Annotated in this window: 21 protein-coding genes; 9 read left to right on the top strand and 12 right to left on the bottom strand. The window is 68.5% G+C overall.

Going from position 1 to position 25,050, the window contains the following annotated elements; genetic code table 11:
• Positions 1-42: 42 nt before the first annotated feature.
• Positions 43-1,866 carry an ABCB family ABC transporter ATP-binding protein/permease gene (locus CEG14_RS17240; RefSeq protein WP_094827656.1) on the bottom strand — a complete coding sequence of 608 codons (1,824 nt, stop codon included), beginning with the start codon at positions 1,864-1,866 and terminating at the stop codon, positions 43-45.
• Positions 1,867-2,054: 188 nt separating this feature from the next.
• Between CEG14_RS17240 and CEG14_RS17235 the strand changes: the two genes are divergently transcribed.
• Entirely contained in the window at positions 2,055-3,422 is a 1,368-nt protein-coding gene (locus tag CEG14_RS17235) for an MFS transporter (RefSeq protein WP_256985810.1), read from the top strand.
• A gap of 10 nt (positions 3,423-3,432) precedes the next feature.
• Here CEG14_RS17235 and CEG14_RS17230 read toward each other — a convergent pair whose 3' ends face one another.
• Positions 3,433-4,152 carry an IclR family transcriptional regulator gene (locus tag CEG14_RS17230; RefSeq protein ID WP_094828256.1) on the bottom strand — a complete coding sequence of 240 codons (720 nt, stop codon included), beginning with the start codon at positions 4,150-4,152 and terminating at the stop codon, positions 3,433-3,435.
• Between the two features lie 98 nt (positions 4,153-4,250).
• On the opposite strand from CEG14_RS17230, the gene CEG14_RS17225 reads away from it, so the two are divergent.
• From CEG14_RS17225 to CEG14_RS17205, 5 genes are all read left to right on the top strand, one after another.
• A complete protein-coding gene (locus tag CEG14_RS17225; RefSeq protein WP_094827654.1) occupies positions 4,251-4,964 on the top strand; it encodes a PIG-L deacetylase family protein in 714 nt (237 codons plus the stop codon).
• Positions 4,965-4,969: 5 nt separating this feature from the next.
• The gene (locus CEG14_RS17220) at positions 4,970-5,599 is read left to right on the top strand and encodes an RraA family protein (protein ID WP_094827653.1); all 630 of its coding nucleotides are present in this window, start codon (positions 4,970-4,972) and stop codon (positions 5,597-5,599) included.
• 49 nt (positions 5,600-5,648) lie between these two features.
• A complete protein-coding gene (locus tag CEG14_RS17215; protein ID WP_094827652.1) occupies positions 5,649-6,611 on the top strand; it encodes a Bug family tripartite tricarboxylate transporter substrate binding protein in 963 nt (320 codons plus the stop codon).
• A gap of 202 nt (positions 6,612-6,813) precedes the next feature.
• On the top strand, positions 6,814-7,641 hold the full coding sequence (locus CEG14_RS17210) for an aldo/keto reductase (protein WP_094827651.1): 828 nt from the start codon (positions 6,814-6,816) through the stop codon (positions 7,639-7,641).
• Between the two features lie 79 nt (positions 7,642-7,720).
• Positions 7,721-8,701 carry an aldo/keto reductase gene (locus tag CEG14_RS17205; RefSeq protein ID WP_094827650.1) on the top strand — a complete coding sequence of 327 codons (981 nt, stop codon included), beginning with the start codon at positions 7,721-7,723 and terminating at the stop codon, positions 8,699-8,701.
• Between the two features lie 169 nt (positions 8,702-8,870).
• Here CEG14_RS17205 and CEG14_RS17200 read toward each other — a convergent pair whose 3' ends face one another.
• The 6 genes from CEG14_RS17200 to CEG14_RS17175 all read right to left on the bottom strand — a co-directional run bounded on the left by CEG14_RS17200 (position 8,871) and on the right by CEG14_RS17175 (position 15,588).
• On the bottom strand, positions 8,871-9,122 hold the full coding sequence (locus tag CEG14_RS17200; protein ID WP_094827649.1) for a GlsB/YeaQ/YmgE family stress response membrane protein: 252 nt from the start codon (positions 9,120-9,122) through the stop codon (positions 8,871-8,873).
• 96 nt (positions 9,123-9,218) lie between these two features.
• Positions 9,219-9,878 (bottom strand): SCO family protein, encoded by a 660-nt coding sequence (locus CEG14_RS17195; protein WP_094827648.1) that lies wholly within the window; start codon positions 9,876-9,878, stop codon positions 9,219-9,221.
• Between the two features lie 233 nt (positions 9,879-10,111).
• Positions 10,112-12,178, bottom strand: a complete 2,067-nt coding sequence (locus CEG14_RS17190; protein WP_094827647.1) for a M3 family metallopeptidase — start codon at positions 12,176-12,178, stop codon at positions 10,112-10,114.
• A gap of 134 nt (positions 12,179-12,312) precedes the next feature.
• Positions 12,313-13,164 carry a bifunctional methylenetetrahydrofolate dehydrogenase/methenyltetrahydrofolate cyclohydrolase FolD gene (folD, locus tag CEG14_RS17185; protein WP_094827646.1) on the bottom strand — a complete coding sequence of 284 codons (852 nt, stop codon included), beginning with the start codon at positions 13,162-13,164 and terminating at the stop codon, positions 12,313-12,315.
• A 46-nt stretch (positions 13,165-13,210) separates the two neighbouring features.
• The gene (locus CEG14_RS17180; RefSeq protein ID WP_094827645.1) at positions 13,211-13,837 is read right to left on the bottom strand and encodes a response regulator transcription factor; all 627 of its coding nucleotides are present in this window, start codon (positions 13,835-13,837) and stop codon (positions 13,211-13,213) included.
• Positions 13,834-15,588 (bottom strand): PAS domain-containing sensor histidine kinase, encoded by a 1,755-nt coding sequence (locus CEG14_RS17175; protein WP_094827644.1) that lies wholly within the window; start codon positions 15,586-15,588, stop codon positions 13,834-13,836. The genes CEG14_RS17180 and CEG14_RS17175 overlap by 4 nt, the downstream gene beginning before the upstream one ends.
• 665 nt (positions 15,589-16,253) lie before the next feature.
• Here CEG14_RS17175 and aceE point away from each other — a divergent pair.
• Genes aceE through lpdA form a run of 3 tightly spaced genes read left to right on the top strand, consistent with a single transcriptional unit; the run spans position 16,254 to position 22,460 of the window.
• Positions 16,254-18,962: a pyruvate dehydrogenase (acetyl-transferring), homodimeric type gene (gene aceE / locus CEG14_RS17170; protein WP_094827643.1), complete on the top strand. Its 2,709-nt coding sequence runs from the start codon at positions 16,254-16,256 to the stop codon at positions 18,960-18,962.
• Positions 18,963-18,974: 12 nt separating this feature from the next.
• Complete coding sequence (gene aceF, locus CEG14_RS17165) at positions 18,975-20,651, top strand: dihydrolipoyllysine-residue acetyltransferase (RefSeq protein ID WP_094827642.1); 1,677 nt, start codon at positions 18,975-18,977, stop codon at positions 20,649-20,651.
• Positions 20,652-20,663: 12 nt separating this feature from the next.
• A complete protein-coding gene (gene lpdA / locus CEG14_RS17160; RefSeq protein WP_094827641.1) occupies positions 20,664-22,460 on the top strand; it encodes a dihydrolipoyl dehydrogenase in 1,797 nt (598 codons plus the stop codon).
• Positions 22,461-22,646: 186 nt separating this feature from the next.
• Here lpdA and CEG14_RS17155 read toward each other — a convergent pair whose 3' ends face one another.
• From CEG14_RS17155 to CEG14_RS17140, 4 genes are all read right to left on the bottom strand, one after another.
• Positions 22,647-22,844 (bottom strand): putative motility protein, encoded by a 198-nt coding sequence (locus CEG14_RS17155; RefSeq protein WP_094827640.1) that lies wholly within the window; start codon positions 22,842-22,844, stop codon positions 22,647-22,649.
• Between the two features lie 117 nt (positions 22,845-22,961).
• The gene (locus CEG14_RS17150) at positions 22,962-23,462 is read right to left on the bottom strand and encodes an acyltransferase (protein WP_094827639.1); all 501 of its coding nucleotides are present in this window, start codon (positions 23,460-23,462) and stop codon (positions 22,962-22,964) included.
• A 7-nt stretch (positions 23,463-23,469) separates the two neighbouring features.
• Entirely contained in the window at positions 23,470-24,225 is a 756-nt protein-coding gene (locus tag CEG14_RS17145) for a cephalosporin hydroxylase family protein (RefSeq protein WP_094827638.1), read from the bottom strand.
• The gene (locus CEG14_RS17140; protein WP_094827637.1) at positions 24,226-25,047 is read right to left on the bottom strand and encodes an NAD-dependent epimerase/dehydratase family protein; all 822 of its coding nucleotides are present in this window, start codon (positions 25,045-25,047) and stop codon (positions 24,226-24,228) included. It abuts the gene before it with no gap.
• Positions 25,048-25,050 lie beyond the last annotated feature (3 nt).

Below are 25,050 nucleotides of genomic sequence, written 5' to 3'. Positions count from 1 at the left end.
GGCGCGTCCCGGCCGGGCGCGCCGCCTCTGGCGAGCGCGGCCTCAGGCCTCGTCGGCCGGCACCGGCTCGTCGTTGCCCGTACGCGCGTTTTCCTGCTGCCGCGCCCACATTCCGGCGTAGATGCCATTCCTGGCGAGCAGCTCGTGGTGGCGGCCGCGCTCCAGGATCTGCCCGCCGCCCAGCACGAGGATCTCGTCGGCATAGGCGATGGTGGACAGGCGGTGCGCGATGATGAGGGTGCTGCGCCCGGCGCTGACCTCGCGCAGGTTGGCCTGGATCTCGCGTTCGGTGTGCGTGTCCAGCGCGCTGGTCGCCTCGTCGAACAGGAAGATGCAGGGATTCTTCAGCATGGTGCGTGCGATCGCGACGCGCTGCTTTTCGCCGCCCGAGAGCTTCAGGCCGCGCTCGCCCACGATGGTGTCGTAGCCCTCCGGCATGCTCATGATGAGCTCGTGCACGTGCGCCAGGCGGGCCGCCTGCTCCACCTCTTCCTGGGTGGCGCCGGGCCGGCCATAGGCGATGTTGTAGCGGATCGTGTCGTTGAACAGCACGGTGTCCTGCGGCACCACGCCGATGGCGGCGCGCAGGCTGGCCTGCGTGACCTCGCGCAGGTCCTGGCCGTCGACCCGGATCGCGCCGCCGTCCACGTCATAAAAGCGAAACATCAGGCGCGCGATGGTGGACTTGCCGGCGCCGGACGTCCCGACCACCGCCGCGGTCTTGCCGGCCTCGATGGTGAAGCTCACGCCCTGCAGGATGGGGCGACGCGGGTCGTAGCCGAACGAGACGTCGCGGAATTCGATGCGGCCGCCCTGCGTGACCAGCGGCTTCGCGCCGGGCGCGTCGGCCACCTCGCGGTCCTGGCCCAGCAGCTCGAACATGCGTTCCATGTCGATCAGGGCCTGCTTGATCTCGCGATAGATGAAGCCGAAGAACGACAGGGGGTCGTAGAGCTGCAGCAGATAGGTGTTCACCAGCACGAAATCGCCCAGCGTGTAGCGGCCGTCGGCGATGCCGCGTGCCGCCATCCACATCACGAGCGTCAGGCCCACCGAGATGATGACGGCCTGACCGATGTTGAGGATCGACAGGCTCACCTGGCTGCGCACGGCGGCGCGTTCGTAGGCGCGCAGCGAGGTGTCGTAGCGGCGCGCCTCGTGTTCCTCGTTGCCGAAGTATTTGACCGTCTCGTAGTTGAGCAGGCTCTCGATGGCCTTGGTGTTGGCCTGCGAGTCCATCTCGTTCATCTCGCGGCGGAACTTCGCGCGCCACTCGGTCACGATCAGCGTGTAGGCCAGGTACAGGGTCACGGTGGCGCCGGTGGCGAGCGCGAGCCAGCCGTCGAACAGCTTCCACAGCACCACGCAGACCAGCCCGATCTCGAAGAACGTGGGCAGCACGTTGAACAGCAGGAACGTGAGCAGCGTCTGGATGCCCTTGGTGCCGCGCTCGATGGCGCGGGTCAGGCCGCCGGTCTGGCGCGCGAGATGGAAGCGCAGGGCGAGCGCGTGCAGGTGGCGAAAGATCTGCAGGCCCACCGCGCGGATCGCGTGCTGCGCGACCCGCGCGAACACCGCGTCGCGCAATTCGGAAAACAACAGCGACAGGACCCGCGCCGCGCCGTAGGCCAGGATCAGGCCCAGCGGCACGGTGACCGCGCCCGGCGCGCCCGCGCTCAGCGCGTCGATGGCCGACTTGTAGAGGATCGGGGTGTAGACCAGCGCGGCCTTGGCGATGAGCAGGCTCAGCACGGCCAGCACGACGCGCAGCTTCAGTCCGGTCTCGCCCTTGGGCCAGAGGTAGGGCAGCAGGGTGCGCAGCGTGGCCAGGTTGCTGCGGGGTGGCGTGGGATCGGTGGCGGACATGGGGGTGGATGCGCGCCGCGCGCCGGGCGGCGGCAAGGATGGAAGAAACCGAAGCATTATCCAGCACCCGGCTGTCAGGCAGTCGAATGCCCCCACGCGGCAATGTGCGGTCGGGAAGGGCGCCCGCCCGTCGCCCGTGGCCGGCCAATGCATAATGCCGGGCTTGGCGGACAGGGTGGATGAGAGCGATGCAACAGAGTAGGGTGGCGGCCAACGGGCTGGACGGGGCGCGCCGGCGCATGGCGGTGCTGACCTGCACCCTCGGGGTGTTGTTCACGGTGATGGACGGGGTGATCGCGGCGGTGGCGCTGCCCACCATCGCCCAGGATCTGGGCGTGGACGCGGCGCTGTCGGTGTGGGTCGTCAACGCCTATCAGCTGGCGGTGGTGATGGCGCTGCTGCCGTTCGCCGCGCTGGGCGAGATCGTGGGCTACCGCCGCGTCTACCTGGCCGGCCTGTGCCTGTTCGCGTTCGCGGCGCTGTGCAGCGCGCTGGCGCCGAGCCTGCTGCTGCTGACGGTGGCGCGCGCCTTGCAGGGGCTCGCGGCGGCCGGGGTGCTGAGCGTGAACCTGGCGCTGCTGCGCTATTCCGTGCCGCGCGAGCTGTTCGGCCGCGCCATCGGCGTGAATGCGACGGTGGCGGCGCTGGCATCCACCATCGCGCCGATCGCGGCCAGCGTGATCCTGGCGCTGGGCAGCTGGCACTGGCTGTTCGCCATCGGCGTGCCGGGGGCCGCCGCCGCCGCCGCGCTGGGCTGGCGTGCGCTGCCGCACAGCGATCGCCGCGACGTCCGGGTCGACGGAATCAGCGCGCTGCTGAGCGCCGCCACGTTCGGCGCCGGGATGCTCACCATCGTCAACGTCTCGCATGGCCTGGGCATGGTGGCCGTGCTGCTGCCGCTGGCCGTGGCGCTGGCCTGCGGCACGGTGCTGGTGCGCCGGCTGCGGCACGACGCCGCGCCGCTGCTGCCGCTGGACCTGCTGCGCATCCCTATCTTCCGGCTGTCGGTGCTGACCTCGCTCTGCTCGTTCTGCGCCCAGATGCTGGCCTTCGTCGGCCTGCCGTTCTATTTCCAGCTGGTGCTGGGCTTCAATGCGGTCGACGCCGGCCTGATGCTGTCGCCGTGGCCGCTGATGCTGGCCTGCACGGCCACCTTCGCCGGCCGCCTCGCCGATCGCCATCCGGCCGGCGTGCTCGGCGCGGCCGGGATGGCCATTCTTTGCGTGGGCATGCTGGCGTTGGCGCTGCTGCCGACGGCCACCTCGATCACGAGCGTGCTGTTGCCCATGGCGCTGTGCGGCCTGGGCTTCGGCCTGTTCCAGCCGGCCAACAATCGCGCCATGATCGGCGCCGCGCCGCAGACCCGCAGCGGCGCGGCCAGCGGCATGCTGGGCACGGCGCGGCTGCTGGGCCAATCGGCCGGGGCCGCCGTGGTGGCGTTTCTCCTGCATGCGTTCGGCACCGCGGGCGCGCTGGCCAGCGTCTATGTGGGCGCCGGCTTTGCCTTGCTGGCGGCGCTGGTGAGCATGAGCCGGATCAGGACGGGCTCGCGCTAGCGGGCAGCCGCTACGGCGCGCTCTGCGGGCCGTACAGCATGTCGCGCACGTCCGCCGAGGCGCCCAGGCGGCGCGCCAGCTCGTCGGCGCGCGCCAGCATGATGGCCGCGAACTGCTTCGCGTCCACCGTCTTCAGGCGCACGGAGGGCCCGGCGATGGTCAGCGCGCCGACGAACAGATCTTCGTTGCCCACGATCGGCGCCGACCACGACGACGTGTAGGGATCGCGCGCGCCGCACGAGAAAAAGGGCAGGGCGTCGTCGCCGCGCGGGCCGCCCTGGGCCCAGATGGCGAAGACGCGGCCGGTCGAGGACTTGTCGGGCGGCATCACGCTGCCGGCCAGCACCTGGCTGTGCAGGCCCTCGTGCGGCTGATGGCGGAACAGGCACAGGCGCTCGCCGGGCTGCTTGCCCTCGACGTAGTACGCCGCGCTCTCGCCGGTCTCGGCCGAGAGCCGCTCCAGCACGGGCATCACCACCGCCGACAGATCGAAGCTGCGCTCGTACACCCGCGCGAGGTAGAGCACGCGCGGCCCGAGCGCATAGCGCCCGTCGGCCTCGCGCAGCACGTAGCCGCAGCGCGCCAGCGAATTGAGCAGCCGGAAGATCGTGGTCTTGTGCAAGGGCAGCCGCGCCGTGAAATCGGCCAGCGACAGATGCTCGGCTCCGGGGCGGAAACAGTCGAGCACGCTCAGCGCCCGTTCGACGGCGACGACACCTTCATTTCCCACGCATACCTCCATGATCCGCTTGTTTGCTCGCTAATTGTACTGAGTACAACGACGTTTCGGAAAAATATAATGATGCCATTCGAACGCTGGAGACGGAAATGTCGGGTGCAATGCTGGTGGTGACGGCCCATGTGGGCGATTTCGTGTGGCGCTGCGGCGGCGCGATGGCGCTGCATGCGCGTCGTGGCGTGGCGGTACACCTTGTGTGCCTGAGCTACGGCGAGAACGGCGAGTCCAATTCGGCCTGGCAGGGCGACGTCAGCCGCGACGCGGTCAAGGCGCAGCGGCGCGCCGAGGCCGAGGCCGCGGCCGGCATCTTGGGCGTGCAGACGCTCGATTTCCACGACCTGGGCGACTATCCCCTGCCGGAGTCGGCCGACTCGGTGCGCCGCATCTCCGAGGTGCTGCGCCGGACCCGGGCCTCGGTGGTGTTGACCCATCCCGAGCACGACCCCTCGAACCTCGATCATTGCCGCACCTTCGAAATGACGCTGCGCGCGCGCATGCAGGCCATGGCGCCGGGCCACGGCAGCGACTTCGTGGTGCCGCCCCAGATCCTGTGCTTCGAGCCGCACCAGACCGAGCTGTGCGGCTTCAAGCCCAACGTGCTGCTCGACATTACCGAGGTGTGGGAACAGAAGTGGCAGGCCATGCAGGCGATGCCGACCCAGCGCAATCTGTGGGCCTATTACGAGCGGGTCGCGCAGCAGCGCGGCGCGCAGGCCGGCCGCCGCGGCAAGCACGCCGGCAACCGCTACGGCGAGGCCTACCAGAGCATCTTTCCCGCCGTCGTCTCGAGCCTGGTGGAGTGAGCGCCATGACCGATGTCTTTGCCGAAGGGCTGTGCAGCACGCTGCTGGCCGACGTGGGCGCACGCACGATGCGCGCGGCCATCAAGCCGCTGCGCCCGGGCTGGCTGTTGCGCGGCCGCGCGCTCACCGTCGCGGTGCCAGCCGGTGACAACCTCGCGATCCATGCCGCGCTGGCCCTCGCGCGTCCGGGCGACGTGCTCGTGATCGACGGCCAGGGCTATGCCGACCGGGCGCTGATGGGCGGCATCATGTGCGCCCAGGCCCTGGCCACCGGCATCGCCGGCGTGGTGATCGACGGGGCCATGCGCGACGCGGCCGAACTGCGCGCCGGCGGCCTGCCCGTGTTTGCCGCGGCGCTGTCGCCGGCCGGTCCGCACAAGGCCGGCGGCGGCCGGGTCAACCATCCGATCCAGTGCGGCGGCGTCACCGTCGCGCCGGGCGACTGGATCCTGGGCGACGACGACGGCGTGGTGGTGTTCGGCGCGGTCGAGAGCGCCGCCCTGGTCGCGGCGGCGCAGGCGAAGGGCGGGCTGGAGGCGCGCCGCATGGCGGCCATCGCGCGCGGCGAATTGCGGCCGGCCTGGCTCGACGCGGCGCTGGCCGGTGCCGAGATCGATATCGCGCCGGCCGGCTGACGCGCGCGGCGACGAAAAATAATCAGCGATAACCAACAGGAGGAAGACAATGTTGCTGAAACACGCAGTGGGGGCGATCGCCCTGATGGCGGGCCTCGTGCCCCTGGGCCAGGCCCATGCCGAGTATCCCGAGCGGCCGATCCGGCTCGTCGTGCCGTTCGCGGCGGGCGGCCCGGCCGACATGGTCGGCCGCGAGTTCGCGAAGTTGTTCGGCGACAGGCTCGGCCAGCCGGTCGTGGTGGTCAATGCGGGCGGCGGCCATGGCGTGCCGGCCCTCAACCAGGTGCTGGGCGCAGAGGCCGATGGCTACACGCTGCTGATGCCGGCCTCGGGCAACATGACCATCCCGTCCAAGGCCATGCAGGGCAAGGACGTGCTGACGCTGCTGGCGCCGGTGAGCCTGCTGACCGAAAGCCCGCACGTGCTGGTCGTGAACGCGGGGCTGCCGGTCAAGTCGGTGCAGGAGCTGATCGACTACGCGCGTGCGCACCCCGGCAAGGTCAACTTCGGTTCGGCCGGCGTGGGCGGCGTGGCGCATCTGGGCATGGAGCTCTTCAAGAACCAGGCCAAGGTCGACGTGGTGCACGTGCCGTATCGCGGCACCTCGCAGGTCCTGACCGATCTCGCGTCGGGCCAGGTGCAGGCGCTGTTCTCCAGCATGCCGTCGCTCAAGCCCATGATCGACAAGGGGTCGGTGCGGGCGCTGGCCATGAGCGCGCCGAGCCAGGGCGCCGACACCGGCAAGCTGCCGCTCATTTCGCAGACGCTGCCGGGCATGTCGTACACCACCTGGTACGCGCTCTTCGCCAAGGCGGGCACGCCGCCGGCCGTGCTGGACAAGCTCAACCAGGCGGTGGTGGAGACCCTGCGCAACCCCGAGCTCAACCAGAAGTTCGAGTCGCAGGGCGTGGCGTTCGTGTCGAGCACGCCGCAGCAGCTCGCCGACGTGGTGCGCCGCGACAGCAAGCAATGGGGCGCGCTGATCGAGGCAGCGGGCATCGAGATCGAGTGACGCTCGCGCAGGGCCTGCGCGCGCCGGGCAATCTGCGTTTCCCGGCGCGGCGCGGGGAGATTGCGGCCCGATTTTCGCCCAGGCGGTATCATCAAGCCCATGTCCCCGGAGCGGCGGCGACGCCCGCGACCGGCCCGGGGCCCTGACCCAAGCGCGCCGCACAGCGTTTGTGCCCGGCGTCTCACTGCATCCGGAGGTGGTAATGGCGAAAGTCCCCGCAATCACATTGAACGATGGCAACAAGATGCCGCAGCTGGGGCTGGGTGTCTGGCAGGTGCCCAACGACCAGGCGTCGGCGGCCGTGAAAGAGGCGCTGGCCGCGGGCTACCGTTCGGTCGACACCGCCGCGATCTATGGCAACGAGGCCGGCGTGGGCGAGGGCCTGCGTTCGGCGGGCGTGGGCCGCCGCGAGCTGTTCGTGACCACCAAGCTGTGGAACGACAAGCACGACTACGAGGCCGCGCAGCGCGCGATGGACGAAAGCCTGCAGAAGCTGGGCCTGGCCTATGTCGACCTGTATCTGATCCATTGGCCGGTGGCCGGCAGCGACAAGTTCCTCGACGCCTGGCGCGCCATGGTCGAGATGAAGGAAGACGGCCGCGCCCGCTCGATCGGGGTGTCCAACTTCACGCGCGAGAATCTGCAGTTGCTGATCGACCAGACCGGCGTGGTGCCGGCGGTGAACCAGGTCGAGCTGCATCCGGGCTTTGCCCAGCGCGAGCTGCGTGCCTTTCATGCCGAGCACGGCATCGCCACCGAATCCTGGAGCCCGCTGGGCCAGGGCGAGGCCCTGCATGACGGCGTGATCGCGGGCATCGCGCAGCGGCTCGACAAGACGCCGGCCCAGGTCATCCTGCGCTGGCACCTGCAGAGCGGCCTGATCGTGATTCCCAAGTCGGTGACGCCGTCGCGCATCCGCGCCAACATCGACGTGTTCGGCTTCGAACTGAGCGAGGCCGACATGGCCGCGATCGACGCCATCCCCGAAGGCGGCCGGCTCGGCCCCGATCCGGCGCGCTTCAAGGGCTGAGGCCCTCGCGACGCCACGGCGGCCCCTGCGGGGGCCGCGTTCCTTCCGGCGCGCGCGCCGGCTCCGATCGAGAGAAACCATGCAATACGTGAATCTGGGCAGTACCGGTTTGAAAGTGTCGCGCCTGTGCCTGGGCTGCATGACCTACGGCGAGCCGCTGCGCGGCAAGCATCCCTGGACCATCGGCGAGGCCGAAAGCCGGCCGTTCCTGCGCCAGGCGCTGGACGCCGGCATCAACTTCTTCGACACCGCCAACAGCTATTCCGATGGCACCAGCGAGGAATTCGTCGGCCGCGCCCTCAAGGAGTACGTCAACCGCGACGACGTGGTGATCGCCACCAAGGTCTATTTCCCCATGCACGAGGGCCCCAATGGCGGGGGTCTGTCGCGCAAGGCCATCCTGCGCGAGGTCGACGCCAGCCTGCGCCGGCTCGGCACCGACTACATCGATCTCTACCAGATCCATCGCTGGGACTACGACACGCCGATCGAGGAAACGCTGGAGGCGCTGCATGACGTGGTGCGCGCCGGCAAGGCGCGCTACATCGGCGCCTCGTCGATGCATGCCTGGCAGTTCGCGCGCGCCCTGTATTTGGCCGATCGCCACGGCTGGACGCGCTTCGTGACCATGCAGCCGCACTACAACCTGCTGTACCGCGAAGAAGAGCGCGAAATGCTCAAGCTGTGCGCGGCCGAAGGCATCGGCGTGCTGCCCTGGAGCCCGCTGGCGCGCGGCCGCCTGACGCGCGACGCGGCCGAGGTGAGCGACCGCGCCCGCAAGGACGAGGTCTACCAGCGCATGTACGGCGGCACCGAGGAGGCCGACCGGCGCGTGATCGACGCGGTCGGCGAGGTCGCGCAGGCGCGCGGCGTCGCGCGGGCCCAGGTCGCCATGGCCTGGCTGCTGCACCAGCCCACCGTGACCGCGCCCATCATCGGCGCGAGCCGGCCGGGCCACATCGAAGACGCGGTGGCGGCGCTCGACCTGCGGCTCACCCCCGACGAGATTGCGCGCCTCGAGCGGGACTACGTGCCGCACGCGGTGGCGGGCTTCAACTGAGGCGGGGCGCGGCGGGCGCGCTTGCGCCCGAGGCTGCGCTCGCTGCTGCGCCCGCTGCTGCGCTCGCCGCTGCGCTCGCCGCTGCGCACGCATACAAAAAGGCCTGAGCCCGGGGAACGGGTTCAGGCCTTGGTGCTTCAGCGCGGGGCCGCGACCGGCCCCGCGGGCGTCAGCCGCGCTTCTTGGCGAACATGCCCACCACGAACAGCACGATGATGGCGCCGATCACCGATGCGATCCAGCCCGCCGGTTCGCCGGGAGCGTACCAGCCGAGGGTCTGGCCCAGGAAGCCGGCGACGACCGCGCCGACGATCCCGAGGATCGTGGTCAGGATGATGCCCATGGGCTGGTCTCCGGGCATGATTGCGCGCGCAATCAAACCGACGATGAAACCGACGATGATCATGATGATGATGCTCATGCGACCTCCTGGCAGACGTCCGGGGACCTCCCCCGGTTGAGATCATGATACCCAGCGCCCGCGCGGCGTGGGTGTAACAACTGGTGCCAGAGCGGATCAGCCCGTCTGGTCCAGCAACAGTCTCAAATCCTTGACGATTGCGGGCACCGTGTCGGTGTCCGAGGCAAGCAGGCGGGCGCGGCCCTGGTTGTCGAAAATGTAGACGCCACGGCTGTGCGTCACTTCGTAGGTCTCGGCGTCGTCGCCCGGCCTGGGCTTCTCGATCTGGTAGGCCACGCGATAGCGCCGCGCCAGGTCGGCGACCTGGCGTTCGTTGCCGGTCAGCCCCAGCGTGTGGGGATTGAAGGCGTTCACGTAGGCCTGCAGGATTTCCGGCGTGTCGCGATGGGGGTCGACGCTCACGAACACGATGCGCACGTCGCGCGCCTGTTCGCCCAGCTCGTTGAGCACGGTGGTCAGCTGCGCCATCGTGGTCGGGCACACATCCGGACAACTGGCGTAGCCGAAGAACAACAGCACCGTCTTGCCCTTGAGGGCCGCCTCGGTCACGGTTTGGTGGTTGGCCGCCTGCAGGCTGAACTTCAGGTCGGGCAGGTGGCCGCGCACGTTGTACAGCGTCCAGTCGACATTGCGGTCGCCGCAGGCCGACAGCAGGCCGGCCACGCAGAGCGCCGCGGCGCCGTGCAGGAGGCGGCGGCGCGCGCCGGAGACGGGGGCAGGACGGGACGGCGACACGGGCTGCTCGACAACAGACATGGTGGGCTCGGGAAAAGGGGCTGACGGCGTCGTGCGGACGGCGTGGCGGGCTCGGCCGCGCGCGGCATCCGGCGTGACGCGCACGGCTGTCCCGATTCTAGCGTGCCGCGCGCCGCCCCTGGTCAGGGTCCGCCTGCCGCGCCCCTGCGCAAGATCAAGCGGGGGCCGCAAAGCAGACGGGCCGGACCGGCGCGCAGGCAGGTCCGGCCCGTGGGCCTGGCGTTGCGGGCCGATCAGGCGGGCTGCTCGCCCATGCCGCTGTGGCGCAGCAGCGCATCCATGCGCGGCGCGCGGCCGCGGAAGGCCGCGAACGACTCCGCCGCCGGGCGCGCGCCGCCCACCGCCAGCACTTCCTTGCGGAAACGCAGGCCGGTCTCGGTGTCGAGCGTGCCGGCCGCGTCGCCCTTGCGCGCGGCCGCCTCCTCGAAGGCCTCATAGGCGTCGGCCGACAGCACCTCGGCCCACTTGTAGCTGTAGTAGCCCGCGCCGTAGCCACCCGCGAACAGGTGCGAGAAGGCATGCGGCAGGCGGTGCCAGGCCGGCGGGAACAGCACCGCGACCTCGGCGCGCACCTGTTGCAGCAGCGCCAGCACGTCCGCGATGGGCATGCCTTTGGCGCGATCGTGCATCAGCATGTCGAACAGCGCGAACTCGATCTGGCGCACGGTCTGCATGCCGCTCTGATAGTTGCGCGCCGCAACCAGTCGGTCGTAGAGCTCGCGCGGCAGCGCCGCACCGCTGTCGACGTGGGCCGACAGCTTCTGCACCACCGACCATTCCCAGCAGAAGTTTTCCATGAACTGCGAGGGCAGCTCGATGGCGTCCCACTCGACGCTGGCGAAGGCGGCGACGCCCGGCTCGTCCACCTCGGAGAGCAGCGCATGCAGCGCGTGGCCGGTTTCGTGGAACAGCGTGATGACGTCGTCGTGCGTGAGGAGCGCCGCCTTGCCGCCGCTCGGGCGCGAGAAGTTGCAGGTCAGGTAGGCGATGGGGGTCTGCAGGCCGGCGGCGGTGCGGCGGCGGCTGCGTTCGCTGTCGACCCAGGCGCCGCTCTGCTTGCCGGCGCGGGCGTAGAGGTCTAGGTAGAGGTGGCCGATCACGGCGCCCTCGGGCGATTCGACCTGCACGCCGCGCACGTCGGCGTGCCACGACGACACCGGCACTTCGCGCAGGCGCACGTCGAACAGCGACTCGATCACCTCGAACAGGCCGGCCAGCACGCGCGGCTCGGTGAAGTACTGCTTGATCTCGTCTTCGGAATAGGCGTAGCGCGCCTCGCGCAGGCGCTCGGAAGCGAAGCCCACGTCCCAGGATTGCAGCTCGGGCAGCCCCAGCTCGCGTGCCGCGAAGTCGCGCAGCTCGTCGAGATCGCGCACGGCATGCGGCTTGGCGCGGGCCGCGAGGTCACGCAGGAAGGTGGTGACTTCGGCCGCGTCGCGGGCCATGCGGGTCTGCAGGCGCAGCTCGGCGAAGTTGGCGTAGGAGAGCAGCCCGGCCTCTTCGGCGCGCAGGGCCAGCAGCTCCTCGATCAGCGGCGAGTTGTCGAACTCGGTCGCGCCCTGTTCGGAGGCCACCGTGCCGTAGGCGCGGTACAGCGTTTCGCGCAGGGCGCGGTCGCGCGCGTACTGCATGACCGGCAGGAAGCAGGGCATCTTGAGCGTCAGCTTGTAGCCGGGCTTGCCGTCCTGTTCGGCCTCTTCGCGCGCGGCGGCGATCACGTCGGCCGGAATGCCGGCCAGGCGGCTGTCGTCGTCGAGATAGAGCGACCAGGCGTCGATCGCGTCGAGCACGTTTTCGGAAAACTTCTGCGACACCTGCGCTTCGCGGTCGGAGATCGCGGCGTAGCGTTCGCGCGCGGCGCCGGTGAGCTCGACGCCGCTCAGGCGGAAGTCGCGCAGCGCGAGTTCGACCACGCGGCGGCGCACCGGATCCCAGCCGGCAAACTCGGGCGCGGCGGCCAGGCGCTGGTACTGGCGGTAGAGGCCTTCGTGCAGCCCGACCCAGGTCGAGAACTCGGTCACCAGCGGCAGCGCGGCGTTGTACGCCTCGCGCAGCTCGGGGGTGTTGACCACGGCGTTGAGGTGGCCGGCCACCGACCAGGCGCGCCACAGGCGTTCGGAGGTGGTGTCGAGCGGTTCGACCACCGCCTCCCAGGTGGGGGCCAGCGCCGGATCGGCGGCGTGATCGACGGCCTTGCGCGCCAGACCGAGCAGCTCCTCGATGGCTGGCACGATGTGCGCGGGCTTGACGGCGGCGTAGTCGACCAGGTCGGCCACGGGTGCGAGCAGGGGATTGGTCATCGCGCGATTCCAGAAAACGTCGAAAGGTGACCCGCGAGCGGGACGGCTTGCGTGTGAGTTGGGGGCGGATCGGGGGAAAACAAGGCGGGTCACGCGGGGAAGGGGCGCCGCGGCGGGCGGCGCCCCGGGTGGGGTCAGCCGGCCGCGCGTTCGGCGGCTTCGACCGTGTTGACCAGCAGCATGGCGATGGTCATGGGGCCCACGCCGCCCGGCACGGGCGAAATGGCGCCGGCCACTTCCTTGGCGCTGGCGAACTCGACGTCGCCGCAGAGCTTGCCGTCCGCGCCGCGGTTGATGCCCACGTCGATCACGATCGCGCCGGGCTTGATCATGTCGCCGGTGATCATGTTGGGCTTGCCGGTGGCCACCACGAGCACGTCGGCGCGGCGGGTCTGGGCGCCCAGGTCACGGGTCTTGGAGTTGCACAGCGTGACCGTGGCGCCGGCGGCCAGCAGCAGCATCGCCATGGGCTTGCCCACGATGTTGCTGGCGCCCACCACGACGGCCTCGGCGCCGCGCAGCACGGTGCCTTCGGACTCGAGCATTTTCATGACGCCGTAGGGCGTGCACGGACGGAACAGCGGCTGGCCGGTCATGAGCAGGCCGGCGTTGCTGATGTGGAAGCCGTCGACGTCTTTCTCGGCCGCGATGGCCTCGATCACCTTGTGCGCGTCGATGTGCTTGGGCAGCGGCAGCTGCACCAGGATGCCGTGGATCGACGGATCGCGGTTGAGCGTGTCGATGCGGGCCAGCAGCTCGGCTTCGCTCATGTCGGCCGGGTATTGTTCCTTGACCGAATGCAGGCCGGCCTTTTCGCAGGCGGCGACCTTGTTGCGCACATAGACCTGCGAGGCGGGATCTTCACCCACGAGGACCACGGCCAGGCCGGGGCGGTGGCCGCGCGCGGTCAGGGCGGCGACGCGGTCGGCGACTTCGGTACGGATGCGCTGCGACAGGGCGGCGCCATCGATGATGCGTGCGGTCATTGGTACGAGGCCTCCAGAAGGCGGGCCGCGCGGGTCACTGCCTGGCTCATGCGGTTGCCTCCGGCTTCGCCAGGGCCACTTTCATCAGATCTGCTACGGTGGTCACTTCGAGTTTTTCCATGATGTTGGCGCGGTGCGCCTCGACGGTCTTGATGCTGATGCCCAGGTCGTCGGCGATCTGCTTGTTCAAGCGGCCGGCGACGATGCGCTCCAGCACCTGCTGCTCGCGCGCGGTGAGGCGCGCCAGCATGGCTTCGTGGTCTTTCTGGGCCTGGTGCTTGCTCACGCGCTGCACGGCCTGTTCGAGCATGCGCGCCACGATCTCGCGCAGGTCGGATTCGTTGAACGGCTTCTCGAGGAAGTCGATCGCGCCTTTCTTCATGGTCGACACGGCCATCGGCACGTCGCCGTGGCCGGTGATGAAGACGATGGGCAGCGGCGCGTTGCGCGCGATCAGCTGCTCCTGCAGCTCCAGGCCGCTCATGCCGGGCATCCGGACGTCGGCGATCAGCACGCCGACCTGGGAGGCGTCATATTCGTCGAGGAAGGTTTCGCCGCTGGAGAACGCCCGCACGCGGTAACCGTTGGCCTCGAGCAGCCAGCGCAACGAATCACGCACGGCTTCGTCGTCGTCGACAATGAATACCGTGCTCGACAGATGGGGGGTGTTCATGCGTGCAACTCCTCGGACTGATCATTCTGCGCATTGGCCAGGGGCGCGGCGCAGGGCAGGGTAAAGCGGAAGATAGTACCGCCGGCGGGGTTCGGGTCGGCCCACAGACGACCGTGGTGGGACTCGATAATGGTACGGCAAATGTTCAGCCCCATGCCCAGGCCCTGGGACTTGGTGCTGAAGAACGGCTCGAACAGACGCTCGGGTTCGGCCAGGCCATGGCCGCGGTCGACCACGGCCACTTCGATCTGCTGGTCGTGCGGAATCACCGCGACCTTGAGCTCGTCGGACTCGCTCTTTTCCATGGCCTCCAGGCCATTCTTGAGCAGGTTGAGCAGCACCTGCTCGATGAGGATCGGGTCGGCCAGCACGTCGGGCGCGTTGGACGGCACGAAGCTGTCGATGCGGATGCGGCGCTTGCGCGCGTCGATCTCGGCGAAGCCGATCGCATTTTCCACGATGCGGCCGATGGCCACGCGCTGGCGGCGCGGCTCGCTGCGCTTCACGAATTCGCGGATGCGGCTGATGATCTTGCCGGCGCGCTCGGCCTGCGAAGCGGCCTTCTCGAGCGCGGGCAGCAGCATGTTGGGGCTGGTGTGGCCGGCCTTGACCAGCGCCACCGCGCCCATGCTGTAGTTGGCGATGGCGGTGAGCGGCTGGTTGAGCTCGTGCGCGAGCGACGAGGCCATCTCGCCCATCGTGGTGAGGCGGCTGGTGAGCTGGATCTTTTCCTGCTGCACGCGCGAGGCCTCTTCGTGGCTGCGGCGTTCGGTGATGTCGCGCGCCACCTGCATGCGCACGCGGCGGCCGTCGGTCCAGGCCAGCATGCGGTGGTGCACTTCGAACCAGCGCTGCACGGAAGGCGCGAACACCTCGACCGACTCGTCGGTGAAGCGGCCGCGGCGCCCGGCCAGCAGTTCGTCGTGGCCGCCCGTCTGGGCGCCGAACACGCGGCGGTAGGTGCGGTTGGCGAACAGCAGCTCCAGGCCGTCGTGCGTGTCGGCCGTGACCGAGATCGCGTCGTCCAGGCCCTCGAGCACGGTCATGAAGCGTTCGTGCGCGGCGGTCAGGGCCTCGCGGATGCGCTTGGGCTCGGTGATGTCGGTCATGGAGGTCATCCAGCCGATCTGGTTGCCGTTGGGGTCGAGCAGCGGCGACACGTACATGCGCGCCGTGAAGCGCGAGCCGTCGCGGCGCTGGGCCTCGACCTCGAGGCCGCTGGACGGCGTCTTGCCGGAGGTCAGCACGTCGAGCGTGTGCTGGTGCTGCTCGTGGCGGCCCGGCACCCAATAGGGGAAGGGCGGGCTGCGGCCGATCAGGTCGGCCTCGTTCCAGCCGATCATGCGACAGAAGGCCGGATTGACGTAGGCGATGCGGCCTTCCATGTCGAGCACGCGCATGCCGGTGGACATGGAGTTTTCCATGGCGCGGCGAAACCCGGTCTCGGCGATGAGCGCGGACTCGGCCTCGGAACGGAAGCGGGTATAGCGCCACAGCATCAGCAGGCTGATGATGATGACGCAGGACAGGGCCAGCACGACCCAGATCAGGCGCTGCTGGCGCAGCTCCTGGTCGATCGTGACGAACATCACGCTGTCGTCGTGGATGCGCTGCAACCAGAAGAACATGCCCATCACACATATATAGAGGATGAGCACGAGCGCCGGGGTCACCCAGTACAACCCACGCCGGCGCAGGCGGGCGTGGTCGTGGAATGAGTTCGGAATGTTGGACTTGTGCGGGCTGGACATGGACTTCGTGCCGTTAGACTGCCTATTTTACGGGTAAAGCCGTGCCGCTGACGCGGTTTTGGGGGCGGGATCGCCTGGGAGTGCGCCGCCAGCGGGCCGGCCTCGCGATGCGCGGCCCGCCGCCGCGCGGACCCGGACCCGGGCCGGACCCCGACAAGGGGCGGCGCCGGCCCGGCCATGGTCCGGTTCGACGGCGCCGAAGCCGACGGTGCAAAGGGGGCGGCCGCCACAATCGATGTTGCGCTGCAATATACAGAGCGCAGCCCGGCGTTCCCAGGGCATCGCCTTGTTCGAGGGCTGGGCAGGCCCCTCGAATGGCGCGACGCGACAAAGCGGCGACATGACGCCGTCGCCCGTTTCATGGCATGGTGAATGCTGCATTTGCGCCCTGGCTCGCGGTGAATACGCGTCAGATGCCGGGATATAACGCGCAAGGTGCCGGGCAGATCGTGCCGAATGACCGTATTTTCATATTATGAAATGCCGTATCGCAACATGAAATATTGCTTGCAGGCGGCGATTCTTGTTTCTTAGAATGCGGGCTTCAGCAGTCCGTCAGAGCCTGATCCCGGCGGGATCGGCATGGCGGGCCGCGCCCGCATATCAAACCCCGCTACCTGTAAAGCCGGGGTGTGGTTACCGAAAACCCAATCAGGAGACACACGATGTCCTCTCTCGACCAGGCCGGCGGCCTTCTGTCCGCCAACGACGAAGACTCCCAAGAGACTCAGGAGTGGCTGGAAGCCCTGGCGGCGGTTCTGGACCGTGAAGGTCCGGAACGCGCCCACTACCTGCTCGAGCGCCTGATCGACGAGGCGCGCCGCTCCGGCGCGCACATCCCGTATTCGGCCAACACCGCCTACGTCAACACCATCCCCGCCGGTCTCGAGCCCGCCCACCCGGGCAATCTCGAGCTGGAATCGCGCATCCGCTCGTACGTGCGCTGGAACGCCATGGCGATGGTGGTCAAGGCCAACAAGCACAATCCGCCCGATGGCGGCGACCTCGGCGGCCACATCGCCTCGTTCGCCTCGCTGGCCACCATGATCGGGTGCGGCCAGAACCACTTCTGGCACGCCGAGAACGAAGACCACGGCGGCGACCTGGTGTACTTCCAGGGCCACACCTCGCCGGGCATGTACGGCCGCGCCTATCTCGAAGGCCGCCTGACCGAAGACCAGCTCAACCACTTCCGCCAGGAAGTCGATGGCAAGGGTCTGTCGTCGTACCCGCACCCGAAGCTGATGCCGGACTTCTGGCAATTCCCGACCGTCTCGATGGGCCTGGGCCCCCTGATGGCCATCTATCAGGCGCGCTTCCTGAAGTACCTGCACGCCCGCGGCATCGCCGACACCAGCAAGCGCAAGGTCTGGGTGTTCTGCGGCGACGGCGAAATGGACGAACCCGAGTCGCTCGGCGCGATCGCGCTGGCGGCACGCGAGAAGCTCGACAACCTGATCTTCGTCATCAACTGCAACCTGCAGCGCCTCGACGGCCCGGTGCGCGGCAACGGCAAGATCATCCAGGAACTCGAAGGCGACTTCCGCGGTTCGGGCTGGAACGTCATCAAGCTGATCTGGGGCGGCTACTGGGATCCGCTGCTTGCGCACGACAAGGAAGGCATCCTGCGCAAGATCATGGAAGAGACGGTCGACGGCGAATACCAGGCGTACAAGGCCAACGACGGCAAGTTCGTCCGTGAACACTTCTTCGGCAAGCATCCCAAGCTGCTCGAGGCCGTCTCGCGCATGAGCGACGAAGACATCTGGCGCCTGAACCGTGGCGGCCACGATCCCCACAAGGTCTACGCCGCGTTCGACGCCGCGTCGAACCACAGCGGTCAGCCGACCGTGATCCTGGCCAAGACCATCAAGGGCTACGGCATGGGCCACGTGGGCCAGGCCAAGAACCCGACCCACCAGCAGAAGAAGCTGGAGCTCGAATCGATCCGCGAATTCCGCGATCGTTTCGGCATCCCGATCCCGGACGACCAGATCGAGAAGCTGCCGTACTTCAAGCCGGCCGAGGATTCGCCCGAAATGAAGTACCTGCACGAGCGCCGCAAGGCCCTGGGCGGCTACCTGCCCAAGCGCCGCGCCAAGGCCGACGAACAGCTCAAGGCGCCGACGCTCGACGCGTTCAAGGCCACGCTGGAGCCCACGCCCGAAGGCCGCGAGATCTCGACCACGCAGGCGTTCGTGCGCGTGCTGAACTCGATCCTGCGCGACAAGGAAATCGGCCCGCGCGTCGTGCCGATCCTGGCCGACGAATCGCGTACGTTCGGCATGGAAGGCCTGTTCCGCCAGATCGGCATCTATGCGCCGGAAGGCCAGAAGTACACCCCGGTCGATAAAGACCAGGTCATGTACTACAAGGAAGCCGCCGACGGCCAACTGCTGCAGGAAGGCATCAACGAAGCGGGTGCAATGAGCTCGTGGATCGCCGCGGCGACCTCGTACTCGACCAACAACCGCATCATGGTGCCGTTCTTCATCTATTACTCGATGTTCGGCTTCCAGCGCATCGGCGACCTGGCCTGGGCCGCTGGCGACATGCAGGCGCGCGGCTTCCTGCTCGGCGGCACCGCCGGCCGGACCACGCTCAACGGCGAAGGCCTGCAGCACGAAGACGGTCACAGCCACATCCTGGCCTCGACCATCCCGAACTGCGTGTCCTACGACCCGACCTTCGCGCACGAAGTGGCCGTGATCATCCAGCACGGCATGAAGCGCATGGTCGAAGACCAGGAGAACGTGTATTACTACCTGACCCTGATGAACGAAAACTACGCCCAGCCCGGTCTGAACACCGGCGACGTGGACGGCATCATCAAGGGCATGTACAAGCTGAAGTCGGCGGGCAAGGGCAAGGAGCGCGTGCAGCTGCTCGGCTCGGGCACCATCCTGCGCGAGGTCATCGCCGCGCAAGACCTGCTCGCCGCCGACTGGGGCGTGGCTTCGGACGTCTGGAGCGTCACCAGCTTCACCGAGCTGCGTCGCAACGGCCTGGACGCCGACCGCCACAACCTGCTGAACCCCGAAGCGAAGAAACCGCAGGTCGCCTACGTGACCGAGCAGCTGGCCAAGACCGATGGCCCGATCATCGCCTCGACCGACTACATGAAGCTGTTCGCCGACCAGATCCGTCCGTTCGTGCCCAAGGGCCGCGAGTACCGCGTGCTGGGCACCGACGGTTTCGGCCGCTCGGACTTCCGCGCCAAGCTGCGTGAACACTTCGAAGTGGATCGCCACTTCGTGGTCGTGGCCGCGCTCAAGGCGCTGGCCGACGAAGGCAAGGTGCCGGCGGCCAAGGTGACCGAAGCCATCAAGAAGTACGGCATCGACCCGAACAAAGCCAACCCGCAATACGCCTGAGGGTAGACAGACATGAGCAATATCGTGGAAATCAAGGTTCCCGACATCGGCGACTTCAAGGAAGTCGAAGTCATCGAGGTGCTGGTAGCCCCGGGCGACACCATCAAGGCCGAGCAGAGCCTGATCACCGTCGAGTCCGACAAGGCCTCGATGGAGATCCCCGCCTCGGCCGGCGGCGTGGTCAAGTCGGTCAAGATCAAGGTCGGTGACAAGGTCGCCGAAGGCACCGTGATCCTCGAGATCGAAGCCGCCGACGCCGGCGCCAAGGAAGCGGCGCCCAAGGCCGAAGCCCCCAAGGCCGAGGCCGCCAAGCCGGCCGCCGCCGAGGCGCCCAAAGCGGCCGCCCCGGCCGAGTCGGCCCCGCAGGGCGGCTCGGGCCCGGTCGAGATCTCGGTGCCGGACATCGGCGACTTCAAGGAAGTGGAAGTCATCGAAGTCATGGTCGCCGTGGGCGACACCGTCAAGGCCGAACAAAGCCTGATCACCGTCGAGTCCGACAAGGCCTCGATGGAAATCCCGGCCTCGGCCGGTGGCGTGGTCAAGGAGATCAAGGTCAAGGTCGGCGACAAGGTCGCCAAGGGTTCCGTGATCCTGGTGGTGGAGGGCGGTGCCGCCTCGGCCAAGCAGGACGCGCCCAAGGCCGACGCGCCCAAGGCCGAGGCCCGCGAAGCCGCGGCCGCCGCGCCGCGCGCCCAGACGCAGAGCGAGGCGCCCGCCGCCCGCCCGTCGCCCACCGCCGCCCTCGAAGACGCCAACCTGAAGCCGGGCCAGCTGCCCCACGCCTCGCCCTCGGTGCGCAAGTTCGCCCGCGAGCTCGGCGTGAACCTGAGCAAGGTCACCGGTTCCGGTCCGAAGAGCCGCATCACCGCCGATGACGTGCGTTCGTTCGTCAAGCAGGCGCTCGCCGGGGGCGCAGGCGCCGCCGCGCCTGCCGCCGGTTCGGCCGATGGCGCCGCGCTGGGCCTGCTGCCGTGGCCCAAGATCGACTTCACCAAGTTCGGTCCGATCGAAGCCAAGCCGCTGTCGCGCATCAAGAAGATCTCGGGTGCCAACCTGCACCGCAACTGGGTCATGATCCCGCACGTCACCAACAACGACGAAGCGGACATCACCGACCTGGAAGCGTTGCGCGTGCAACTGAACAAGGAAAACGAGAAGTCCGGCGTCAAGGTCACGATGCTCGCCTTCGTCATCAAGGCGGTGGTTGCCGCCCTGAAGAAATTCCCCGAGTTCAACGCCTCGCTCGACGGCGACACGCTGGTGCTCAAGCAGTACTTCCACATCGGCTTCGCGGCCGATACGCCGAATGGCCTGGTGGTACCGGTGGTTCGTGACGCCGACAAGAAGGGCATCATCGAACTGGCGCAGGAAACCTCCGAGCTGGCGAAGAAGGCCCGCGACGGCAAGATCTCGCCGGCCGACATGCAGGGCGGCTGCTTCTCGATCTCGTCGCTCGGCGGCATCGGCGGCACGCACTTCACGCCCATCATCAATGCGCCCGAAGTCGCCATTCTCGGCCTGTCGCGCTCGGCGCAGAAGCCGGTCTGGGACGGCAAGCAGTTCGTGCCGCGCCTGACGCTGCCGCTGTCGCTGTCGTACGACCACCGCGTGATCGACGGCGCTTCCGCCGCGCGCTTCAATGCGTACCTCGGCCAGCTGCTGGCGGACTTCCGCCGCATCGCGCTGTAAGCGGGAGACATGATGAGCAAACTCACGGAAATCAAGGTTCCCGACATCGGTGACTTCAAGGAAGTCGAAGTCATCGAAGTGCTGGTGGCCGAAGGCGACACCATCAAGGCCGAACAGAGCCTGATCACCGTCGAGTCCGACAAGGCCTCGATGGAGATCCCGGCCTCGGCCGGCGGCGTGGTGAAGTCGGTCAAGGTCAAGGTCGGCGACAAGGTCGCCGAAGGCTCGGTGGTCCTCGAGATCGAGGCGGCCGAGGCGGGCGCAGCCCAGGAAGCGCCGAAGGCGGCGCCGGCCAAGGCCGATACGGCCAAGTCGGAGGCCCCGAAGGCCGAGGCCCCCAAGGCCGACGCGCCCAAGGCCGCGGCCCCCAAGGCGGCGTCGTACAGCGGCTCGGCCGACATCGAGTGCGACATGCTGGTGCTGGGCGCGGGCCCCGGCGGCTACTCCGCCGCCTTCCGCGCCGCCGACCTCGGCCTGTCGACCGTGCTGGTCGAACGCTACGCGACGCTGGGCGGTGTGTGCCTGAACGTCGGCTGCATCCCGTCCAAGGCGCTGCTGCACAACGCCGCGGTGATCGACGAGGCTCGCGCGCTGGCTGCCCACGGCATCAGCTTCGGCGAGCCCAAGATCGACCTCGACAAGCTGCGGGGCTACAAGGACAGCGTGGTGGCCAAGCTCACCGGCGGCCTGGCCGGCATGGCCAAGGCGCGCAAGGTCACCGTGGTGACCGGCGTGGGCGAATTCGCCGACCCCTATCACCTCACGGTGAAGGCGGCCGACGGCAAGAGCCAGACCATCCGCTTCAAGCAGGCCATCATCGCCGCCGGCAGCCAGTCGGTGAAGCTGCCGTTCCTGCCGGACGACGAGCGCATCGTCGACTCGACCGGCGCGCTCAAGCTGCGCGAGATCCCCAAGAAAATGCTCATCATCGGCGGCGGCATCATCGGCCTCGAGATGGGCACGGTCTACTCCACGCTGGGCGCACGCCTGGACGTGGTGGAGATGCTCGACGGCCTGATGCAGGGCGCCGACCGCGACCTGGTCAAGGTGTGGCAGAAGATGAATGCCCCGCGCTTCGACAACATCATGTTGAAGACCAAGACCGTGGGCGCCGAGGCGAAGAAAGACGGCATCTACGTCAGCTTCGAAGGCGAGGGCGCACCCAAGGAACCGCAGCGCTACGACCTGGTGCTCCAGGCCGTGGGCCGCAGCCCCAACGGCAAGAAGATCGGTGCCGACAAGGCGGGCGTCGCGGTCACCGACCGCGGCTTCATCGAAGTCGACCGCCAGATGCGCACCAACGTGCCGCACATCTACGCGATCGGCGACGTGGTGGGCCAGCCCATGCTGGCGCACAAGGCCGTGCACGAGGGCCACGTGGCCGCCGAGGCGGCCGCCGGCCAGAAGTCTTTCTTCGACGCGCGCGTGATCCCGTCGGTGGCCTACACCGATCCGGAAGTGGCGTGGGTCGGCCTGACCGAAGACGAAGCCAAGAAGCAGGGCATCAAGATCGAGAAGGGCGTGTTCCCGTGGGCCGCCTCCGGCCGTGCCATCGCCAATGGCCGCGACGAGGGCTTCACCAAGCTGCTGTTCGACGCCGAGACCCACCGCATCCTGGGTGGCGGCATCGTCGGTACGCACGCGGGCGACCTGATCAGCGAGATCGCGCTGGCCGTGGAGATGGGCGCCGACATGGTGGACATCGCCAAGACGATCCACCCGCACCCGACCCTGGGCGAATCCGTCGGCATGGCCGCCGAAGTCGCCGAAGGCGTGTGCACGGACCTGCCGCCGATGCGCAAGAAGTAAGCCCTGGTCACAGGGGCCGCACCTGCCTGGCAGGCGCTGCAAACGACGAGGCCGCTCGATGAGCGGCCTCGTCGTTTCTGCGCGCAGTCGTGGGCCGGCGTGGCACCCGCGACCGGCTCGCGGCGCGGCGGCCAGGCATGAAAAAACCGCCCGCGGGCGGCTTTGAGGCGTGCGGCAGGGCCGGGCTCAGGCGCTGGTGTTGACGCGCGAGCCGAGGTTGCTGTCGACGGCCAGCGGCTGCACCGATTGCATCAGCGTGGCCATGGTGTCGGCCTGGGAGGCCAGCACCTTCTTCAGCAGGGCGACCTGCACTTCCTGGACCGTGTTGACGTCGCGCAGCGCGAGGGCGGCGTTGACGGTGCTGCTGACGGACATGTCATCCATGGCGTATCCCTTTGTCGTGTGGGCCGCGATCAGGCGGCGTGATATCTGGAATGTAGGCCCGCGCCATGACGCGGGCGTGACCGGAGCCGAAGGCGTTGCCGCCGGGGTTGCTTGCCACTATACGCCGCTTTCCTCGCGCCAGCCCAGCAGCGCGAGCGGATTCCCGGCCTGGATCGAATAGGCGGGGATCTCGCCCCGCACCACCGAGCCCGCGCCGATCACGCAGCCCTGGCGCAGGATGGCGCCGTCGAGCAGCACGCAGTTCGCGCCGATCCAGACGTCGTCCTCGATCACGATGCCGCCCTTGCTCGGGCGAAAGCCCTGCGCCCGGATCGGCACGTCGCGGCGGCGGAACTCGTGGTTGGTCGGCGCGAAGGTGCAGTTGGCCGCCACCGCCACGCCCCGGCCGATGCGGATACCGTTGCCGGTATAGAGCACGCAGCCCGAGTTGATCACGCTGTCGGGGCCGATGACGACGTCGCCGCTGCCGCCCGCGGGCTTGATCTTGACGAAGGCGTCCACCACCGCGCCAGCCTCGATCACGATGCGCGTGCCGCGCGTCGAGTCCTCGATGTCGGCAAGCGCGGAGACGCGCGCGGCGGGGTCGATCCGGATCATCGCCGGATCAGGCCTTGCGGCGCAGGAAGCCGTCGGGCGCGGACGTCACGAGCAGGCGGTCCTCGATCGAGCGATCGATCTCGAACTCGGGGTGCTTCTCGAGGTAGGCCCACACGGCGGTCTTGGGGTTGTTGCCCTTGCCCCAGCCGCGATCCTGCCAGACGTAGTCGGCCGGCATGTCTTCGACGAAGGTGTCGAACACCACGCAGTAGCTGCCCGGCGAGACCAGCGGCGCGTAGGCCTCGAGCTCGGCCAGCACGTGTTCGTGGGTGTGGTTCGAATCGAGGCACACCAGCACGTTCTTCTTGCCCTTGGCGTGCGCACGGACCTGCTCGATTACGCCTGCGTCGGTGCTCGAGCCCTCGATCAGCGAGATGCGCTTGGCCAGCGGGTGGGCCTCGATCGCGTCGCGGTTGTGCTGGCGGATCTCGATATCGACGCCGACCACGTCGCCGTGGCCGATCAGCTCGAGCATCGAGGCGGACAGGATCAGCGAGCCGCCATGGGCCACGCCGGTCTCGATGATCAGGTCCGGCTTGACGGCCCAGATCAGCTCCTGCATCGCCATCGCGTCCTGCGGCAGCTGGATCAGCGGACGGCCGAGCCAGGAGAAGTTGTTCATGTATTTGCGTTCCAGCGCCATGGTGCGCCAGGCGATGGACAGCTCGCGGAACGCGTCGTCGGAAGCAAAGCCTTCGATGCGGGCCTGCTTTTCCTTGCGGTAGTCAGGATGCGCGTCGGGGGTGGTTTCGAGGTAGGACATTCAGAATCCCCTGGTCTGTCGGTACAGATTGAGAAAGGTCGGGAAGTAATCAGCGAAGGGGCGGGCGCGCAGGCCCGTCAGCGCTTGCGTGTTGCGGATATCGATCGCGGGAAAGCGCCAGGCCGGGGCGCCGTCACGGACCGTGACGGGCCAGCCGAACTGGCCGGTGAGCTGGGCGGCGATCTCGCCATTGCTGACGTTCTGGCCGCCCGCCACGTTGTAGATGCCGCGCGCATCGGCCTGGGCGATGGCGGCGATCTGCGCCACGGCGTCGTCGACGTGGAGGTAGTCCTTGCTCGAGTCGAGCGCGGTCTGCAGCGCCACGCGGCCGTGCTGCTCGCCTTCGGCGAGCAACTGGTCGATGAAGCTGTCGACGCCATCGCGCAGGCCCACCACATTGGAGAGCCGGACCACCTTGGCGCGGCCGCCGGCGCCATGCAGGCACAGCGCCTCGCCGGTGAGCTTGGACAGGTTGTAGAGATCGCTCGGGTCGTTCGGGTCCACGCTCAGGCGGCTGTCTTCGCGCGTGGCGGCGGCGCCCGCGTAGACGCGGGTGCTCGACAGATACGTCAGGCTCGTGAAACCGCCTTCGGCCAGCAGCGCGCGCAGCACGCACACATGGGCCTCGACGGTGTCGAGCGGGCGCTGGCGGAAATCCGAGGTCAGGCCGATCGCGTAGATCACGTGTCCGAGCGGCCGCGCGTAGCTTGCGCGCGGCTCGCGGCCGTACGCCCGGCAGTCGACACCCTGGCGCGCCAGATGGGCGACCAGGTGCCGGCCGATGAAGCCGTGTGCGCCCAGGACGGTGACCGGTTCGGACATGAT

Origin of the sequence: Bordetella genomosp. 1 (genome assembly GCF_002261335.1) — a bacterium.
Lineage (GTDB): Bacteria > Pseudomonadota > Gammaproteobacteria > Burkholderiales > Burkholderiaceae_B > Bordetella.
The sequence above is the reverse complement of the archived record's forward strand: the minus strand, read 5'-3'. Positions and strand labels throughout refer to the sequence as shown.